This window comes from Psychromarinibacter sediminicola (assembly GCF_029168335.1).
Classification (GTDB): domain Bacteria; phylum Pseudomonadota; class Alphaproteobacteria; order Rhodobacterales; family Rhodobacteraceae; genus Psychromarinibacter; species Psychromarinibacter sediminicola.
This window is the reverse complement of the sequence record NZ_JARGYC010000006.1, coordinates 87,632-105,812: the sequence shown is the minus strand read 5'-3', so window position 1 is coordinate 105,812 and position 18,181 is coordinate 87,632. Positions and strand designations below refer to the sequence as shown.

Here is an 18,181-nt window from a genome sequence, read left to right as displayed (position 1 = left end):
CCGTCCCGCGCATCATCACCCCCAGCATGCCGTGCAAAGGGTGAATCACGTTCTCAAACCCCTGTCGAGGCAGAGTTTTTCAGCAGCCTGTTAGATCGCCGCGTGGGACGTGATTGAGTAAATATTGGGTGAATGATGTTCGAGACACCGGAAGCGCGTGTTCTGCTCTTGCTGCGGGATTTGCAGGAAGAGATGCGCAATATGCGGGGCGAGTTGGCGGAACGGCTCACCGTTTTGCATGACCGGCTGGACGAGACCCGGGCGCATGTCGAGTCGCTGTCGCAGGAGGTCAGGTCGACCGGGCAGGAGTGAATCGGCGTCGTCCCGTGCGTCCTTTGCGCCGGGTCAGCCGCGCAGAAGCCGGGCGAACAGGATCAGTTCCGGCCGATACTCGAAGTGCATCCCGTCGAAGTGGTGCCATTTGCCGCCCCAGATGAAGCCGTAGCGCTCCATCGCCTGCACCAGGTCCGGCGGGTAGCGGTTGTCGTAGGCCGCCGCGTTGCCGGGCTGGGCGCCGGACCAGCGCCAGTAGCCGCCGAGCTCGGTGTTGAAATCCACCGCGATGCCGAAGCTGTGCGCGGATAGGCGGTCGGTACCCGAGATGGTGCGCCAGTTGAACGTGCCGCCGTTGGGCACCAGGAACTTGTCCATCCCGGCGCCGTGGGTCGCGATCTGGTCCAGCGCGGCCTGAAGCTGGGCGTGGACACAGCGTTTCGAGGTCACGGCGAAATCGGCGCTTGTGGAATACCCCTGGTAGCGCGCGACAGCGAGCGAGGCGCGGGCGGCGGCCGCATCGTCGAACCAGAGCGCGCGCATCAGCGCGTCGTTGCGGACGCGGCCGGGGTCGAACCAGGGCGTGCGCCGCGCGGACAGGTCGAAGGCCAGCGGGTAGGGATAGACGAACATGTCCCCGATCGTGGCGTCGTCCAGCCGGTCGGCGGGAGACACGTCGCGGTCGCCGCGATAGGGCACGGTCCGGCCGTCGTCCGTGACGAAGGTGCCGGCCGGCCGGTCGAGATCGGTGCCGGGATAGGCCGTCTCCAGCGCCGTTTCCATCAGGTCGCCGCCGCCGGGCAGCGGCACGGCCATCCAGTCGGTGGCGGTGCAGGTCTGCGCGCCGGCCGCGGGGGCGGCCAGCGCGACGAGCAGCGCAAGCGCGAGGCGGCGCATCCTCAATAGGCCGTCACGTTGACATAGCTGATCTGGTTGCCGTAGCCGTAGACGTCGACTTGCACCATCACCTCGTTGTTGACGATGTAGCTGGCGACGCCGGGCTCGACCGTGCCGTTCAGGATCATCTGCTCCATCACCGCGCGGTTCTGCATGCTGCCGAAGAACCTGTCCCATTCGTCCTGCGGATCGCCGGTGCCGAAGCGGTGGAAATTGGCGCGGTCCTGCCGGATCACCTGCCAGTAGGCCGTCAGGCGGACCCCGCGGGAATTGTAGTGGTCATGCGCGCTGAGATAGGCGGTGTAGCTTTCCAGGAGCTGCTGTGCCTGGACCGCGCCCGGCAGGGCGAGCAGCGCGGCAAGCGCGAGGGCGGCGAGTTTCATGGGAACCTCCGGGTCGAATGCGATGAAAGGACTCTAAAGCCAATCAAAGGCGCGTTCCTTGCGCCCGGTCAATGCCCGACGGAAAGACCCGGGCGGTTATCCGATAGCGGCCGTCCGACATTGCCTGTCGCGGCGGGGCGCGGCGAGGGTCCGGGCATCGGTTTTCATGCAAGAGGATAGTCGCCATGCCCGCTGCCCGCCCGTTCCGCTTTCGCCTCGGTCTCGCCGTTGCGCTGGCCGTCCTGAACCTCGCCACCGCCCCGGCGCTCGCCTATGCGCCGCTGCCGGGCGATGCGCACACGTTCGGCCTGGGGCCGGCCGACAAGGCCGCCGACTTCCCCGTCGCGCCGCCGTTTCTGGCGCAGGGCCCGGCGCGGGCGGAGTGACGGCCATGAAGCATCTGACGATCTTCGCTTTCGGCTTCTTCACCGCCGGCCTGCTTGCGGTGAGCCTTCTGGGATAAGCTACGGGGCGCCGGAAAACCCCGCCGCCCCGGCCACCGGGTCAATCGACCTCGGTCGTCTCGGGCTCTTGCGCCTCTTCGGTCGCGTCCCGCACGACCTCCAGCTTCACCTTGGTGAAGAAGGCGACGAGCGCCCCGATCAGGGCGAGCATCGGCGCGGCGAGCACCAGAGCGCCCCCGGCCAGGGCGCCGACGGTCAGCGGCAGATCCACCGCGATGTCGCCGTCGGGTTCCTTGATGCGGACGCGCCGCACCGAGGCTTCGTTGGCCAGTTCCTTGATCTTGTCCATCAGCCGGTCGGACGAGACCTCGATCTCTTCCGTCCAGGTGCGGTCTTCGGTGTCTTTTCTGTCGTCGGTCATCGCGGCTTTCTCCTTCTGGGATGCGCGAAGTCTACGCCGCCGGCGCGACGCCGCCATGACGCGCATCAAACGGGGATCGCAAGGGAACCATGCCCGGAGCGCAACGTTTCAAGGCCATGAACGCCATCATTTCCGTGATCTCAAGCCCCGGGTTCCTTGTCGGCTGGGCGGTGCTGACGGTGCCCAGCCTGATTGTTCTGCTGCGCGACCTGGCGACCCGCAACAGCCACCTGATGAGCCTGATGAAGCTCGTCTGGGCGCTGACCGTGCTCTATTCCGGGCCGGTTGGCCTGCTGGTCTACTGGCGCTGCGGGCGCAAGGAGATTCCCGACGACCACCTGTGGCGCCGCGCCTTCCGGTCGGTGGCGCATTGCTATTCGGGCTGCGGGATGGGCGAGATCACCGGCCTGATCATCGCGGTGGGCCTGTTGCAGGCCGGAAACGTGGTGACCGCGAGCCTCACCTTCGCATTGGCCTATGTCGCGGGTGTCGCGCTGACCGTCGGGCCGTTGATGCAGGACGGCGTCGGGTTCCGCCGGGCGATGTGGGACGCGATCCTGTCCGAGACGCCGTCGATCGCGGTGATGGAGGCGGTGGCCATCGGCGCCGACCTGTGGCTCGCCGGCGAGGCGGGGCTCGGCGACGTGCGGTTCTGGTCCTCGCTCATCGTGTCGCTGACCCTTGGGCTGGTGGCGGCCTATCCGGTGAACGTGGCGCTTCTGCACTACGGCGTGAAGGAGGGCATGATGGACCCGCGGATGACCGATCACGGCGAGGGCCGGGCCGAGGAGCCCGCGCAGGCGACCTGAGGCATGCCGCCGGGTACTCCCCGGACCTTCCGGCTTGACCGGTGCGGGGCGGCGGGGGATGCTTTCCGCATCACCAAGAGGAGGGTGCCATGCGACTCATCGGCATGCTGGGTGCGGTCCTGCTGGCCTCCGCCACGGCCGAGGCGCGGCCTTGGTGCGGCAAGTCCGGGCTGAATCCCACCGAGCTGACCATTTGCGGCAGCCAGTACCTGCGCGACCTGGATGCGACGATGGTGCGGCTGTACGACGAGGCGAAGCTGGTGACGCATGTGTCCGGTCAGGGCGACTGGCTGCGGGCTCGGAATGCCTGTGGCACGGGCTATGCCTGTATCGAGAGCGCCTACCTGTCGCGAATCTCGCATCTGCGCGGGCTGGCCGACTCGGCCAAGGTGTTCAACCCGCGGCCCTGGTGCAATGCCGGGCGGCTGAACCTGACCGAGCGGACGGTGTGCGGCAACGCAATGCTGCGGGATCTGGATGCCGAGCTGCAATATGTCCACGACCTCGCGGCGGCCCGGGGCGAGGCGTATGGGCAGGCAACCTGGCTTAGGCAGGGGCGGGATGCCTGCGGCGGATCGGTCAGCTGCATCGAATATGCGTATCGGGGCCGGATATCCGTCCTGCGCGAGCGACTGGCGAAATACGGGCTCTGACACGGCGCTTCGCCGCGGGCGAGTCCGGCGCCGGCGAGGCGAGGCCGCGGGTGACCCTACGATACCTATCTAAAAAGGCATCTTATCCGGTTTCGCTTGAGGCGTTAACAAAGCCGCGCAGGTGGGGGCCTGATAACAACATGCGGAGATGCGCAAGATGCGCCGACTGGTTCAAGGACACGGAGTCACCCTTCCCGTTGTGGATCTGCTTTTTGCGGCCACAGTGATCTTCATGGTGGCAATCGGATTTTAAGCCTCTTGCATCGCGCGCCCGGTGCCCTGGGGGGACGGTGCGGCGACGCGGAAACGAGTTTGAAGGTATGAGTGTCTTTCTCGGAATATCGTTGCCTTTTCTGGGCCTCGCGCTGCTGACGGGGCTGGCGCTGGCCGCGATTTTCAGGCTCTGAACACCTGACAGGACAAAAGAACGCCCGGGCGGTCACGCGGACCGGCCCGGGCGCATCATTTTTTTCGGCAGGGCCGCGCGCGCTCAGCCCGCCTTTTTTAGCGGATAGCCCAGCGTGCCGACCGCCTCGCGGATTTCGTCGAGAATCGCCGGGTCGTCGATGGTGGCCGGCGTCTTGAACTCCTGCCCGTCGGCGATCTTGACCATGCTCGCGCGAAGGATCTTGCCGGAGCGGGTCTTGGGCAGGCGGTCGACAACGGTGACCAGCTTGAACGCCGCGACGGGGCCGATCTGGTCGCGCACCAGCTTGACGCATTCGGTCGCGATCTCGTCATGCGGGCGGTTCACGCCCTTGGTCAGGCAGACGAAGCCCATCGGCAGCTGCCCCTTCAGCTCGTCCGCGACGCCGATGACGGCACATTCGGCGACATCGGGGTGCGAGGCGAGCACCTCCTCCATCCCGCCGGTGGACAGGCGGTGGCCGGCGACGTTGATGACGTCGTCGGTGCGGGCCATGATCCAGAGGTAGCCGTCCTCGTCCTTCATGCCCGCGTCGCCCGTCTCGTAATAGCCGGGGAAATGGGCGAGGTAGGATTTCTCGAACCGCTCGGGCGCGTTCCACAGGGTCGGCAGCGTCCCCGGGGGCAGCGGCAGTTTCACCGCGATGGCCCCCAGCGTGCCGGCGGGGACCTCGTGGCCCTCCTCGTCGAGGATGCGGATGTCGTAGCCCGGCATCGCGACGGTGGGCGAGCCGATCTTGACCGGCAGCGGCTCGATCCCCACCGGGTTGCCGGCGATGGTCCATCCCGTCTCGGTCTGCCACCAGTGGTCGTAGACCGGCTTGCCGGTCATCTTCTTGGTCCACTCGATGGTGTCGGGGTCGGCGCGTTCGCCGGCGAGGTAGATGGCGTTGAGGTTGGAGAGGTCGTATTTCTCGATGAACTCGCCCTTGGGGTCTTCGCGCTTCACCGCGCGGAAGGCGGTGGGGGCGGTGAAGAAGGACTTCACCTTGTGCTCGGAGATCACGCGCCAGAAGGTGCCGGCGTCGGGGGTGCCGACGGGCTTGCCCTCGAACACGATGGTGGTGTTGCCGTGGATCAGCGGCGCGTAGCAGATGTAGCTGTGCCCCACGACCCAGCCGACGTCGGAGGCGGCCCAGAACACGTCGCCCGGATCGACGTTGTAGATGTTCTTCATCGTCCAGTTCAGCGCCACGAGATGGCCGGCGGTGGGCCGCACGACGCCCTTGGGCTGGCCGGTGGTGCCCGAGGTGTAGAGGATGTAGGCGGGGTGGTTGCCCTCGACCGGCACGCAATCGGCCGGTTCGGTGCCGAACTGGAAGCCGTGCCAGTTGACGTCGCGGCCTTCCTCCAGATGCGCGACCTCCTGTTCGCGCTGGAAGATCACGCAGAAGTCCGGCTGATGCGTCGACTGTTCCAGCGCGCCGTCGAGCAGCGGCTTGTAGTGGACGATGCGCCCCGACTCGATCCCGCAGGAGGCGGCGATGATGCATTTGGGCTTGGCGTCGTCGACGCGCACGGCCAGTTCATGCGCCGCGAAGCCGCCGAAGACGACCGAGTGGATCGCGCCGAGCCGGGCGCAGGCGAGCATCGCCTCCAGCGCCTCGGGGATCATCGGCATGTAGATGATGACGCGGTCGCCCTTTTCCACGCCCTTGGCGCGCAGGGCGCCGGCGAGGTTGGCGACGCGGTTGCGCAGCTCGAAATAGCTGATCTCGCGCTTGGTGTGGGTGACGGGGCTGTCCCAGATGATCGCGGTCTGGTGGCCGCGGCCGTTTTCGCAATGGCGGTCGACGGCGTTCCAGCAGGTGTTGACCCTGGCGTCGGCGAACCATTCGTAGATGTGATCGCCCCGCTCGAACAGGGCCTGTTTCGGCGGCTCGACCCAATCGATCGCCTCGGCCTGTTTCAGCCAGAAGGCTTCGGGGTCGTTCTGCCAGGACGTGTAGACGTCTGCGTATGCCATTGTATGCCCTCCTCGCTCCGTCGGCCCGCATTTACCCGGCGGCAGAGAGTCGGGCAAGCGGGGCGTCCTGCGGTATCCGGTCACTGTTGGCGGTAACGACGTCGCCCCTCCGGTGCGTTCATCGGTCCCGCGCGCGCCCGGCGCGGCGGTCCCTCTTCACGCGGCGGCGGGCGGCTTTCCCTGGCGGCCCGGCCTCGGCGCGGGGTCCTGCAGGCTCCGGATCACATCGCTTGTAACAGTGCGAATGTGAATTGCGCGACTCGCAAAACCGGCGCTGAGATTTCTGCCATGGCCCGGTAATCCCGCCGGCCAGCTTTTCAGGATGAACGCCCATGGGCGAACGGAAACCTGCTCCGAAGAAGTCCGGTTCGGAGCCGAAACCCAAGTAAGAAGAAGGTGCGGGACCGCGTCGTCGCATGGCCTGCGGCGACGCGGTTTCCGTTTCGGGACCCGTCCCCGGAGAGTGGCCGAAGGACCGGCCGAGACGATTTCAGCACTCAAGGCCCCGTTCCCCGACGGGGCCGTTTCCGTCAGAGCGTGCCGCGAGCTCTATAGCGGCCAGATCAACGGAATCAGCGCCGAGGCGAGCAGGCCCACGCTGAAGTTCAGGGGAATGCCCACCTTCAGGAAGTCGGTGAAGCGATAGCCGCCGGGGCCGTAGACCAGCATGTTGGTCTGATAGCCGATGGGCGTGGCGAAGCTGGCCGACGCGGCCACCATGACCGCCACCACCAGCGGGCGCGCGTCGATCCCCATGGCGCCGGCCAGACCGATGGCGATCGGTGTGACGACGACGGCGACCGCGTTGTTGGATACCAGTTCGGTCAGCACCGAGGTCAGCAGGTAGATGGCCCAGACGATGAAGAAGGGCGACAGATCGGTCAGCAGCGGCGCGATGCGGCGGACGATCAGTTCGACGGCGCCGGAATGCTCCAGCGCCGCGCCCACGGCCAGCATCGAGAAGATCAGGGCCAGCAGGCGGCCTTCCACGAAATTGAACGCCTCTTCGGCGTCGATGCAGCGCGACACCAGCACGACGGCCACCGCGACGACCGCCAATAGCAAAATCGGCGCCACGCCGAGCGCGGCCAGCGCGACGATGCCCAGCAGCGCGCCGACGGCCAGCGGCGCGTGGCTGCGGCGGAAGGCCCGGGCGGAGGGGCGCGCCACGTCGACCAGCCGCATGTCCTGCGCCAGCCGCTGGATGTCCTCGGCCGCGCCCTCCAGCAGCAGGGTGTCGCCGACGCGCACGATCAGGTCGTCGAGCTGGCGGCCGATATTCTGGTTCCGCCGGTGGACGGCCAGCGGGTAGACCCCGTAGCGGCGGCGCAGGCGCAGATCGCCCAGCCGCCGGCCGACCATCCGGCAGCCCGGAGAGATCAGCACCTCGACCGTCTGGGTCTCGACCGAGGAGATCTGGTCGACCCGGCGCAGCGACTTGTTGCGCTGAAGCGAGAGCAGTTCGGTCATCTGGGTGCGCAGCACCACGCGGTCGCCGACCTGCAGCGTGACGCCGTCGAGGTTGCGGCGCAGCGATTCGTCACCGCGGATCACGTCCACCAGCCGCACCCCCTCGCGCTTGAACAGCTGCACCCCCGTCACCTCGCGGCCGATCAGGTTGCTGTCGGGCGGGATCACCGCTTCGGTGAAGAACTTCATCCGCGAGCGACCGGAGGAGAGAAGGTCCGCCATGCTGTCGCGGGCGGGCAGCAGCGGACTGGCGACGAACCTCAGATAGACGGCGCCCCAGGCCACCAGCACGATGCCCAGCGGGGTGACCTCGAAGATCGTGAACGGCTCCAGCCCGTGGGTGCGCGCCACGCCGTCGACCAGCAGGTTGGTGGAGGTGCCGATCAGTGTCAGCGTGCCGCCCAGGATCGCGACATAGGACAGCGGGATCAGCAGCTTGGAGGCCGGCACGCCGAGCTTGGAGGCGAGCTGCACGAAGACCGGGATCATGACCACGACCACCGGCGTGTTGTTCACCACTGCCGAGGCGACGATGACGAAGGCCATCAGCGTGGCGATGGTCGCGGTCGGGCGCGCGTCGACGCTGCGCTGGGCCGACTGGGTGAACCATTCCAGCGCCCCGGTCCGGACCAGCGCGCCCATGACGATGAACATCGCGGCGATGGTCCAGGGGGCGGAGTTCGACAGCACCTCCAGCGCGGCTTCGTAGGGCAGGACGCCCGAGACCAGCAGGATCGCGGTGCCGGCGATGGCGACGACCTCGGTCGGGAAGACCTCGCGCACGAAGAGCGCGAACATCAGCGCGACCACGCCGAGCGTGAAGATGGCCTCGCCCGTGGGCGACAGGAATGGGTCGATCATGTAAGGCGGCGCCCGTGAAACCCCCGGGGGGCATCCTTACCAGAGGTGACGGGGCACACAAGCGATGCGTTGCCGCGCGGCAAGCCCCGAGCCGCCGGTGCGGGCGAATTCTGCGGCAGCGGCGTCGAGGCGCCGGCGTGCCGCAAGGTTCGGGCGCGGGCCCATGCCGTATGCCTTGGTCGGTTCGGAGGCGGGGTCGACCCCCTCCCTGACCCTCCCCCTGTCAGGGGGAGGGGAGGCGCGGGTGGCAGGGGGCGGGCTGCCGGGGCGGGCGGTGCGCCCATGGCGCCGCGCTCACGGCGCCGCCGGCGAGAGGCGGCCGCCCTCCCGGATCATCCGGACCCGGGTCGCCTTGCCGGTCCTGTCGTCGGTCTCGACGTAAAGGCCGGACAGCGTCGCCTCGGACTCCGCCGGCGTGAAGCGGCCGCCGGGCATTCCGGTGATGAAGCGGCGCAGCGGCTCTGCCTTGTCCATCCCGATCACGGAATCGTAGTCGCCGCACATGCCTGCATCCGTCTGATAGGCCGTGCCGCCCGACAGAATCATCGCGTCCGCCGTCGGCACATGCGTATGCGTGCCCACCATGATCGAGGCGCGGCCGTCGCACCAGTGTCCCATCGCCATCTTCTCCGACGTCGCCTCGCAATGCATGTCGACGAGGACCGCCTGCGCCTGGCCGCCCAGCGGATGCGCCTTGAGCGTGCGCTCGGCGTGGGAGAACGGGTCCTCGAAGGGCCGCTTCATGAAGACCTGGCCCAGCACCTGCGTCACCAGCACCTTGCGGCCGCGGGTCGCCTCGAACAGCCTGGCGCCGCGGCCGGGGGCGGACTTGGCGAAGTTCAGCGGCCGGAGGATGCGCGGCTCGGTCTCGATGAACTGAAGCATGTCGCGCTGGTCGAAGGCGTGGTCGCCCAGCGTCAGACAGTCGGCGCCCGCCTCCAGCAGAAGCTGCGCGTGCGCGGCCGAGAGACCGGCACCGTTGGTGGCGTTCTCGCCGTTGACCACCACGAAATCGAGCTGCCAGTTCTTGCGCAGACCGGGCAGGCGGGCTTTGATCGCCTCGCGGCCGGCGCGGCCCATCACATCGCCGAGAAACAGAATACGCATGACCCGAATGGGTAGGGCGGCAGCGCAGGCCCGGCAAGCCGGAAGTCGTTTTGCCGCGCCATGCGCTTTCGCGGCGCGCGCGGCCGGTCAGCCGAACAGCAGGGTCTCGCGCTCGGTCACGATGGCGTCGAGCGGCTGGTCGGTGGGCTCCAGCGGCAGCGCCTCGGCCTCCTGCGCCGCCCAGGCGAAGCCGATGGCGCGGGTGGGGGCCGCGGCGCGCAGCCGCTCGAGCGTGCGGTCGTAGAAGCCGCCGCCATAGCCCAGCCGGTTGCCGGCCCGGTCGAAGGCCACCAGCGGCACGATCAGCACGGCCGGGGTCATCTCCGCCGCCGACACGGGGATGCGCGCGCCGAACGGGCCCTCCTGCATCTCCGCCTCCGGCTGCCACAGGTGAAAGACCAGCGGCCGGCCCTTGCCCTGCATGACCGGAACGCCGACGGGGGCGTCGGTGGCGTGGGCCGCCATGGCCGGCAGCGGGTCGATCTCCGTCCGCATCGGCATGTAGCCGGCCAGCGGGGCGCCCCGGTGGTCCTGCAGCACCTCCTGCAGGCGCGCGGCGCCGGCGGCGCGGTCGCCGGTGTCGTACGCCTCCTGCCGGCGGGCGAAGGCGGCCTTGCGGGTGGCGGCCTTCGCGGCGGCGAGCTCGTCGGCCCCGGTCACAGCAGCATCGCGGCGGCGAGGCCGAGAAAGGCGAAGAAGCCCACGACGTCGGTCACCGTCGTCACGAAGGCGCCGGAGGCGAGCGCCGGGTCGATCTTCAGCTTGTCCAGGATGATCGGGATGACTGTGCCCGCCAGTCCCGCCACCACGAGGTTGATGACCATGGCCAGCGCAATCACCACGCCAAGCATCGGCGTGCCGAACCAGATGACGCCCACCGCCCCCATCATGATGGCGAAGAGCACCCCGTTCACCAGCCCCACCAGCACCTCGCGCCGGATCACCCGCAGCACGTTTGACCCGGTCAGGTCCTTGGTCGCGATGGCGCGCACGGCGACGGTCAGCGACTGCGTGCCGGCGTTGCCGCCCATCGACGCCACGATGGGCATCAGCACGGCCAGCGCCACGAACTGCGCGATGGTATCCTCGAACATCGCGATGACCAGCGAGGCGAGGATCGCGGTGACCAGGTTCACCGCAAGCCACGGGAACCGCCGCTTGGTCGTCGCGATCACCTTGTCGGCAAGGCTCGATTCGTCGCTGACGCCGGCGAGGCGCAGGATGTCCTCCTCGTGCTCCTGGTCCAGCACGATCATCGCGTCGTCGATGGTGATGACACCGACCAGCCGGCCGTCCGGGTCCACCACCGGCGCCGAGATCAGGTGGTACTGGTTGAAGGCATAGGCGACGTCGCCCTCGTCCTCGGTCGCCTCGATGGTGCGGAACGTCTCCTCGGCGATGTCCTGCAGCTTCACGTCGCGCGGGTGGCCGAGGATCTTGCCCAGCGTCACGTTGGCGACCGGCCGGTGGCGCGGGTCCACCAGCGTCATGTGGTAGAAATCCGCCGGCAGGTCGTCGCGCGAGCGCAGATAGTCGATGGCCTCGCCCACGGTCCAGTGTTCGGGCCCCGCCACGACCTCGCGCTGCATCAGGCGGCCGGCGGAGTATTCCGGCCAGTTCAGCGCCTGCTGCACGGCCAGCCGATCGCTGTCTTCCAGCGTCTTCAGAATCGCCTGCTGCTGCGGTTCCTCGAGGTCTTCGAGGATGTCGACCACGTCGTCCGATTCCAGCGCGCGCATGGCGTCGGTCAGGACGCCGGGCGACAGCAGGCCGATCACCTCCTCGCGGATCGAATCGTCGATCTCGGAGAGGATCTCGCCGTCGATTTCCGGTTCGTACACCTTCAGGATCGCCACGCGGTCCTGGTATTCGACCTGCTCCAGGAGGTCGGCGATGTCGGCCGGGTGCAAAGGCTCCAGCAGCTCGGCGACAAGCTCGGCCTCGCCGGCATGCGCGGCGTCGACGATCTCGTGCACGCGCTCCTGATCCAGCTCGTAGCGGCCGTCCTCGCGGGGCTCTTCGGTGGTGGTTTCGTCCGCCATCGCCTGCCTCTCATCCGGTTTCGACCCTTTTAGGGAAAGGCGGTTTCGGATGACAGGGGGAGAGAGGACTTTTCGCCGCGCTCAGGCCCGCCTATCGTCTGCCGGGTGCGGCGCAGGGGACAGGCATGAGCGAGCGGTTGATCTTCGGGCAGGTGCTGGGCTTTGCGGGCGATCCCTTTGCCGAGGGGCCGGGCGCGGCCCGTCACGAGCGGCGCGGGGCGGTGCTGGTGCGCGACGGGAGGATCGCGGCGGTGGGGCCGGCCGACGACCTGCGCGCGGCGCATCCCGGCGTGGCGGCCGTGGAGTACGGCGAGGCGCTGATCTGCGCGGGCTTCGTGGATGCGCATGCGCATTACCCGCAGACGGCGATGATCGCCAGCTGGGGCAAGCGGCTGATCGACTGGCTGAACAGCTACACCTTCCCCGAAGAGATGAAATTCGGCGATCCCGCCTATGTCGCCGAGATCGCGGCGCGCTACTTCGACCTGACGCTGTCGAACGGGACGACGACCGCCTGTTCCTTCTGCACGATCCATCCCGAGAGCGTGGAGGCGTTCTTTGCCGAGGCGCAGGTGCGGGGCGTGCGGGCGGTGGCGGGCAAGACCTGTATGGACCGCAACGCCCCCGAGGGGCTGCGCGACACGGCCACCCGCGCCTATGACGAAAGCAGGGCACTGCTTGAGGAATGGCACGGGGTGGATCGGCTGAGCTACGCGATCACGCCGCGCTTCTCGCCGACGTCCACGCCGGAGCAGCTGGAGGCGCTGGGCGCGCTCTGGGCCGAGCATCCGGATTGCCCGATGCAGACGCATCTCAGCGAGCAGGTGGACGAGGTCGCCTGGGTGGCAGAGCTGTTCCCGGACGCCCGCGACTATCTGGACACCTACGAGCGCTTCGGCCTGCTGCGGCCGGGCGGGATGTACGGCCACGCGATCCACCTGACCGCGCGCGAGCGGGCGCGGCTGACCGAGGTGGGCGCGGCGGTGGTGCATTGCCCGACCTCGAACACCTTCATCGGCTCGGGGCTGTTCGACATGGCCGGGCTGGTCCGCGGCGGGCCGCGCATCGGGCTGGCCACGGATACCGGGGGCGGGTCGTCCTTCTCGATGCTGCGGACGATGGCGGCGGCCTACGAGATCGGGCAGCTGAACGGCGCGGCGCTGCATCCGGCCGAGCTTTTGTGGCTGGCCACGCAGGGCTCTGCGCGGGCGCTGCGGATGGAGGACCGGATCGGCAACCTGGCCGCGGGGATGGAGGCGGACCTCGTCGTGCTGGACCTCGCCTCCACGCCGGCCATCGCCCAGCGTGCCGCCCGGGCAGAGGACCTCTGGGAGGCGATCTTTCCTACCATCATGATGGGCGACGACCGCGCGGTGCAGGCGGTGTGGGTGGGCGGAGAGCCTGTCGCAATACCGGACGGATGAGTCATTTGCCGGCGAATTTTGCGCGTGTTGCCGCGCCAGGAGTCACGGATCGAATAATCGGCGCTACCCGGCGAGGCCGGATGCCAGGGCGTTTTGACGTTCCAGAACCGTCGGCAGGTCGATGGTGACGATCTCGCCGCCCCGCACGATCTGCCGTCCCTCGACGAACAGGTCGCGCACGCGGGTGGGCCCGGCGAGCAGCAGCGCCGCGGGATCCCACGATCCCGCACTCTCGACGCCGCCCACGTCCCAGACGGCCAGGTCGGCGCGGTAGCCTTCCTCGATCCGGCCGGTGTCGTCCCGGCCCAGCACCTCGGCGCCGCCGCGCGTGGCCAGGCGCAGCGCCTCCCGCGCGCTCATCGCGTCGGCGCCGCTCGCCACGCGCTGCAGAAGCATCGCCGTCCGTGCCTCCGCTACAAGGTTGCCGCTGTCGTTCGAGGCGGACCCGTCCACGCCCAGCCCGACCCGCACCCCCGCCTCGCGCATGGCGCGGACCGGCGCGATGCCCGAGCCGAGGCGGCAGTTGGAACAGGGGCAATGCGCGACGCCGGTCTTCGTGCGGGCGAAGAGGTCGATCTCGTGGGCGTCCAGCTTCACGCAATGCGCGTGCCACACGTCGTGCCCGGTCCAGCCCAGTTCCTCCGCGTACTGGCCCGGCCGGCAGCCGAACGTCTCCTCGCTGTAGGCCACGTCCTCGTCGTTCTCGGCCAGATGCGTGTGCAGCATCACATGCTTGTCGCGGGCCAGCAGCGCCGTATCCCGCATCAGCTCGCGGCTGACCGAGAAGGGCGAGCAGGGCGCGAGCCCGACGCGGACCATGGCGCCGGGGGCCGGGTCGTGGAAGGCATCGACCACGCGGATCATGTCGGCCAGGATATTGGGCTCCATCTCGACCAGCGACTCCGGGGGCAGGCCGCCCAGGCGCTCGCCGATGGACATGGCGCCGCGGGTCGGGTGAAAGCGCAGTCCGATCTCCTCAGCGGCGGCGATCGTGTCGTCCAGCCGCGCGCCGTTCGGGAACAGGTAGAGGTGGTCGGAGGTCAGCGTGCAGCCCGACAGCGCCAGCTCCGCCAGGCCGGTCAGGGCGGAGACATGCATGTGCTCCGGCCCGAACCGCGCCCAGATCGGATAGAGCGTCTTCAGCCAGCCGAAGAGCAGCGCGTCCTGCGCCGCCGGCACGGCGCGGGTCAGCGTCTGGAACAGGTGGTGATGCGTGTTCACCAGGCCGGGGGTGACGATGCAGCCGGTCGCGTCCTGCGTCTCGCCCGTTGTGGTCAGCCCGCCGCCGATCTCCACGATCTCGCCGTCGCGGAGGCGGATGTCGCAATCCACGTACTCGCTGCCGTGATCGTCCATCGTCACGACGGTGCGGGCGTTCCTGATCAGGGTCTCGGGCATGGCGAAGCTCTCCGGTGCGGTCCGGTAGAGGGTAGCGGGCCGGCCCCGGGGCTCAAGCCTGCAACAGCGCCAGCGCCTCGGCGTGGATCTCGGGGTTCGCGGCGGCGAGCACCCGGCCGCCCATCGGGCAGGGTGCGCCGCGCCAGTCCGTCACCAGGCCGCCCGCGGCCTCGATCACCGCCATCGGCCCCTGGATGTCGTAGGCGTGCAGGCCGGCCTCGATCACCAGGTCGATCTGGCCCGCGGCCAGCAGGGCATAGGCGTAGCAGTCCATGCCGTAGCGGGTCAGCCGGGCGCGGTCGGCCACTCGGCGAAAGGCGGCGCCGTCCTCGGGCGTGCCGACCTCGGGGAAGGTGGTGAACAGGATCGCTTCCGGCAGCGGCCGGGGCGCGCGGGTCTTCAGTACCCGCCGCCCCGCCGGCCCGTCGAGCCGCGCCTCGCCCAGCCCGCCGAGGAAGCGTTCGCCGATATAGGGCTGGTCGATCAGGCCGAGAACCGGGCCGCGCGCGTCCGAGACCGCGATCAGGACGCCCCAGGTGGGCGTGCCCGACATGAACGCCCGGGTGCCGTCGATCGGGTCGATGACCCAGGTGAGGCCGGTCGTGCCGGCGACGTCGCCGTATTCCTCGCCCAGGATGCCGTCCTCGGGCCGCCGGTCGGCCAGCACGGCGCGCATCGCCTGCTCGGAGTCGCGGTCGGCGACGGTGACCGGGTCGAAGCCATGGCCGGCCTTGTTGTCGGCGCTCAGCCCGTCGGCGCGGAAATGCGGCAGGATCGCCGCACGCGCGGCATCGGCCATCGCTTCCGCCGTGGCGATCAATGCCTCGCGCAGGGCGTCGTCGATCTGTCGCATGCAAGAACCCCGCGCCGGAATGTGCCGTTCCGGGCGCGGTAGTCGCAAAAGGTGCCGGGCGTCAAGCCGGCCCGGATGAGGAGCCGACGCCTCAGGCGACGTCGCTCATCACGCGGGCGAGCTCGAACAGGCGGCGGCGCTGGTTTTCCGGCATCGCATAGTAGGAGCGGACCAGTTCCAGCGCCTCCTTGTCGGCCAGGATGTCGCCCGGCACGCCGTCGGCCCCGGCGGCACCGGCGTCGACCTCTTCGTCGATGCCTTCGAAAAAGAAGCGCACATCGACATTCAAGGCTTCGGCGATGTCCCACAGCCGCGATGCGCTGATCCGGTTCATGCCGGTTTCGTATTTCTGGATCTGTTGGAACTTAATGCCGACCTTGTTCGCCAACTGCTGCTGGGTCATGCCCACCATCCAGCGGCGATGCCGGACGCGCTTGCCAACGTGAACATCCACCGGATGCTTCATTGAGGGATTCCTTACAACTCAAAACGGTAGGGCCAGTGATCACGTCGCGCGGGAATTGGACAACCTGTCTTTTTAGGTAGTTTCCGGCAAAGGGCGTGTGAAACAAGGGTTATCTGGACTCTATTGACGTTAGGGTAAAGGGCTCTTGCCGGCCTCAAGATACATCTTTCGGTTGATTCGTCCTGTCAGAATCTTCGGCCGTTAAGCCACCGGGGGTAGAGTGACCCAGGGTAACCTGCCGGCGAGTCCCGGCGACGGCCCTCGCGTGCGGGCGCGTATTTGGCTATGCCGGCGTGGTCGAAGAGGGAAAAGCAATGCGCGCATTCCGACTGGGCTCCTATGGCGAAAGCCCGGCCTTCGCGACCGTTCCCTGCCCGGATCCCGGGCCGGGCGAGGTGCGGGTGCGGATCGCGGCCTGTGGGTTGAACTTCGCGGACCTGCTGACGATCGAGGGGACCTATCAGGAGCGTCCCGAGCTGCCGCTGACCCTGGGCAAGGAGCTGGCCGGGACGGTCGAGGCGCTGGGCCCCGGCGTGGCGGCTCCGGCGCCGGGCACCCGCGTGGCCGTCTATACCGGGCAGGGCGGGCTGGCCGAGGCGGGCTGTTTCGAGGCGGCGCGCTGCGTGCCGCTGCCGGACGCGATGCCGTTCGACGTGGCCGCGGGGTTCCAGATCGCCTATGGCACCAGCCATGTCGCGCTGGCTGACCGGGCCGGCCTGCGGGCGGGCGAAACGCTGCTGGTCCTGGGAGCGGCGGGCGGCGTCGGGCTTACGGCCGTGGAAATCGGCAAGGCCATGGGCGCGCGGGTGATCGCCGTGGCGCGGGGCGCGGAGCGGCTGGCGGTCGCCCGGGCGGCCGGGGCGGATCACCTGATCGACAGCGAGACCGAGGATCTGCGCGAGGCGGTGATCGCGCTGGGGCGGGCGGACGTGGTCTATGACCCGGTGGGCGGCGATGCCTTCCGCGCGGCGTTCCGGGCGGTCAACCCGGGCGCCCGGATGCTGCTGATCGGCTTTGCCAGCGGTGACGTGCCGCAGATTCCCGCGAACCATCTGATGGTGAAGAATGTCAGCGCCATCGGGCTGAACTGGGGCGGCTATCTGGCCTTCGACCCGGACGCGCTGCGCCGCAGCCTGGAGGTGCTGTTCGGCTGGTATGCCGGGGGACGGCTGCACCCGACGATCGGGCATCGGCTGCCCTTCGAAAAGGCGGCCGAGGGGCTGGAGCTGCTGCGGAACCGGAAGGCCGTGGGCAAGGTCGTCGTCGAGATCGGCTGACGTCGCCCCCGCTCCTCCGCCGGCGCCCACCCGCCCGCCCCGCCGCCGGAGGAGCGGGGCCGCCGTCAGCCGGGCGTGGCGCCTGTGGCGCGGCCGGGATCTGCGTATTTCAAACGAGAAGAAGCCAGGGCGTCACATCGCGCGGTAGCCTTGCCGGATCATCTCCTTCAGATGCCCGACGAAGCCGCCATTGGCGGAGGTGCCGCCGTAGAGGTTGATCTTCTGCGTGCCCAGATCGGGCAGGGCGGGGCCGGGGCAGATCTGTTCGAGTTGCGCCGCGTGGGTGCCTTCGAGCATGACGGTGATGGCCAGGTCCGCGGCCACCGTCGCCTCCACCGTGCGGTCGGATTCCGATTCCACGGCCTGTTCCCAGGCGATCTCCGCCTCGGTCAGCCGGTCCATCGCGGTTATACGGAACGAGCAGACCAGGCAATTCGCCAGCGGCAGCGGGCGCTGTTTCCAGGCCTGCCCGCCCGGCGCGCCGATCCAGCGCAGGGGCAGTTCCTTCAGCGTCTCGCCGCCTTCGCCCACCTCGGGCTCGGTCGTCAGGATCAGGTCGCATTCGCCGCGGTCGAACATCCGCTTCAGCCCGGAGGTGTAGAGCGAGGTCAGCCGCACCTTCACCCGCGGATACTCCGCGTTGAACCGCTGCAGCACCTGCGGGACCACCGGGTAGACGATGTCATGCGGCACACCCAGCGTGACCTCGCCCTCGAAGGCCTGGTCGGTGAGGCGCGAGAACATCTCGTCGTTCATCTCGACCATGCGGCGGGCATAACCCAGAAGCTGCTCTCCCGCCGCCGTCAGCGCGATGCGCCGGTTCGAGCGGTCCAGCAGGTCCAGCCCCATGGTCTCTTCCAGCCGCTTCAGCTGCATCGACACGGCCGACTGCGTGAGATTCAGAAAGCCCGCGGCCCGGGTGACGCCGCCGGCCTGCGCCACGGCCACGAAGGAGCGGAGCACGGAAATGTCGAGGTTGCGCATCCATCACGCTCCCTGATGACAGTCTTCAAGAACATTCGTTTTCAATATGCCGTTACGCCGCGCATAT

At 68.7% G+C, this 18,181-nt stretch carries 18 protein-coding genes; 6 read left to right on the top strand and 12 right to left on the bottom strand.

Annotated elements, in window-relative coordinates; translation table 11 throughout:
• Positions 1–135 precede the first annotated feature (135 nt).
• Entirely contained in the window at positions 136–312 is a 177-nt protein-coding gene (locus P1J78_RS04005; RefSeq protein ID WP_275566032.1) for a hypothetical protein, read from the top strand.
• A 33-nt stretch (positions 313–345) separates the two neighbouring features.
• On the opposite strand, the gene P1J78_RS04000 is transcribed toward P1J78_RS04005, so the two are convergent.
• On the bottom strand, positions 346–1,170 hold the full coding sequence (locus P1J78_RS04000; RefSeq protein ID WP_275566031.1) for a M15 family metallopeptidase: 825 nt from the start codon (positions 1,168–1,170) through the stop codon (positions 346–348).
• A gap of 2 nt (positions 1,171–1,172) precedes the next feature.
• Positions 1,173–1,553, bottom strand: coding sequence for a hypothetical protein (locus tag P1J78_RS03995; protein WP_275566030.1), 381 nt, complete (start codon positions 1,551–1,553; stop codon positions 1,173–1,175).
• Between the two features lie 185 nt (positions 1,554–1,738).
• Here P1J78_RS03995 and P1J78_RS03990 point away from each other — a divergent pair, with 185 nt between their 5' ends.
• Complete coding sequence (locus P1J78_RS03990; protein ID WP_275566029.1) at positions 1,739–1,939, top strand: hypothetical protein; 201 nt, start codon at positions 1,739–1,741, stop codon at positions 1,937–1,939.
• Between the two features lie 118 nt (positions 1,940–2,057).
• On the opposite strand, the gene P1J78_RS03985 is transcribed toward P1J78_RS03990, so the two are convergent.
• Positions 2,058–2,378: a DUF4342 domain-containing protein gene (locus tag P1J78_RS03985; RefSeq protein ID WP_275566028.1), complete on the bottom strand. Its 321-nt coding sequence runs from the start codon at positions 2,376–2,378 to the stop codon at positions 2,058–2,060.
• Between the two features lie 116 nt (positions 2,379–2,494).
• Between P1J78_RS03985 and P1J78_RS03980 the strand changes: the two genes are divergently transcribed.
• Both P1J78_RS03980 and P1J78_RS03975 read left to right on the top strand, forming a co-directional pair.
• Positions 2,495–3,187: a DUF4396 domain-containing protein gene (locus P1J78_RS03980; protein ID WP_275566027.1), complete on the top strand. Its 693-nt coding sequence runs from the start codon at positions 2,495–2,497 to the stop codon at positions 3,185–3,187.
• Between the two features lie 89 nt (positions 3,188–3,276).
• A complete protein-coding gene (locus tag P1J78_RS03975) occupies positions 3,277–3,840 on the top strand; it encodes a lysozyme inhibitor LprI family protein (RefSeq protein WP_275566026.1) in 564 nt (187 codons plus the stop codon).
• A gap of 490 nt (positions 3,841–4,330) precedes the next feature.
• Here P1J78_RS03975 and prpE read toward each other — a convergent pair whose 3' ends face one another.
• The 5 genes from prpE to mgtE all read right to left on the bottom strand — a co-directional run bounded on the left by prpE (position 4,331) and on the right by mgtE (position 11,712).
• Positions 4,331–6,232 carry a propionate-CoA ligase PrpE gene (gene prpE / locus P1J78_RS03970; RefSeq protein WP_275566025.1) on the bottom strand — a complete coding sequence of 634 codons (1,902 nt, stop codon included), beginning with the start codon at positions 6,230–6,232 and terminating at the stop codon, positions 4,331–4,333.
• A gap of 549 nt (positions 6,233–6,781) precedes the next feature.
• Positions 6,782–8,563 (bottom strand): SLC13 family permease, encoded by a 1,782-nt coding sequence (locus P1J78_RS03965; RefSeq protein ID WP_275566024.1) that lies wholly within the window; start codon positions 8,561–8,563, stop codon positions 6,782–6,784.
• 294 nt (positions 8,564–8,857) lie between these two features.
• Entirely contained in the window at positions 8,858–9,670 is an 813-nt protein-coding gene (locus P1J78_RS03960; RefSeq protein ID WP_275566023.1) for a TIGR00282 family metallophosphoesterase, read from the bottom strand.
• An 87-nt stretch (positions 9,671–9,757) separates the two neighbouring features.
• A complete protein-coding gene (locus P1J78_RS03955; protein ID WP_275566022.1) occupies positions 9,758–10,330 on the bottom strand; it encodes a 5-formyltetrahydrofolate cyclo-ligase in 573 nt (190 codons plus the stop codon).
• On the bottom strand, positions 10,327–11,712 hold the full coding sequence (mgtE, locus tag P1J78_RS03950; RefSeq protein WP_275566021.1) for a magnesium transporter: 1,386 nt from the start codon (positions 11,710–11,712) through the stop codon (positions 10,327–10,329). The genes P1J78_RS03955 and mgtE overlap by 4 nt, the downstream gene beginning before the upstream one ends.
• 125 nt (positions 11,713–11,837) lie before the next feature.
• Here mgtE and guaD point away from each other — a divergent pair, with 125 nt between their 5' ends.
• Positions 11,838–13,136, top strand: coding sequence for a guanine deaminase (gene guaD / locus P1J78_RS03945; RefSeq protein WP_275566020.1), 1,299 nt, complete (start codon positions 11,838–11,840; stop codon positions 13,134–13,136).
• A 63-nt stretch (positions 13,137–13,199) separates the two neighbouring features.
• Here guaD and P1J78_RS03940 read toward each other — a convergent pair whose 3' ends face one another.
• The 3 genes from P1J78_RS03940 to P1J78_RS03930 all read right to left on the bottom strand — a co-directional run bounded on the left by P1J78_RS03940 (position 13,200) and on the right by P1J78_RS03930 (position 15,853).
• Positions 13,200–14,534, bottom strand: coding sequence for an 8-oxoguanine deaminase (locus tag P1J78_RS03940; protein WP_275566019.1), 1,335 nt, complete (start codon positions 14,532–14,534; stop codon positions 13,200–13,202).
• Positions 14,535–14,586: 52 nt separating this feature from the next.
• Entirely contained in the window at positions 14,587–15,387 is an 801-nt protein-coding gene (locus P1J78_RS03935) for an inositol monophosphatase family protein (protein ID WP_275566018.1), read from the bottom strand.
• Between the two features lie 91 nt (positions 15,388–15,478).
• Entirely contained in the window at positions 15,479–15,853 is a 375-nt protein-coding gene (locus tag P1J78_RS03930) for a helix-turn-helix domain-containing protein (protein ID WP_275566017.1), read from the bottom strand.
• 314 nt (positions 15,854–16,167) lie between these two features.
• Between P1J78_RS03930 and P1J78_RS03925 the strand changes: the two genes are divergently transcribed.
• The gene (locus tag P1J78_RS03925; protein WP_275566016.1) at positions 16,168–17,130 is read left to right on the top strand and encodes an NADPH:quinone oxidoreductase family protein; all 963 of its coding nucleotides are present in this window, start codon (positions 16,168–16,170) and stop codon (positions 17,128–17,130) included.
• Positions 17,131–17,262: 132 nt separating this feature from the next.
• Here the strand turns inward: P1J78_RS03925 and P1J78_RS03920 are convergent, their stop codons facing one another.
• The gene (locus P1J78_RS03920) at positions 17,263–18,114 is read right to left on the bottom strand and encodes a LysR family transcriptional regulator (RefSeq protein ID WP_275566015.1); all 852 of its coding nucleotides are present in this window, start codon (positions 18,112–18,114) and stop codon (positions 17,263–17,265) included.
• Between the last annotated feature and the right edge of the window lie 67 nt (positions 18,115–18,181).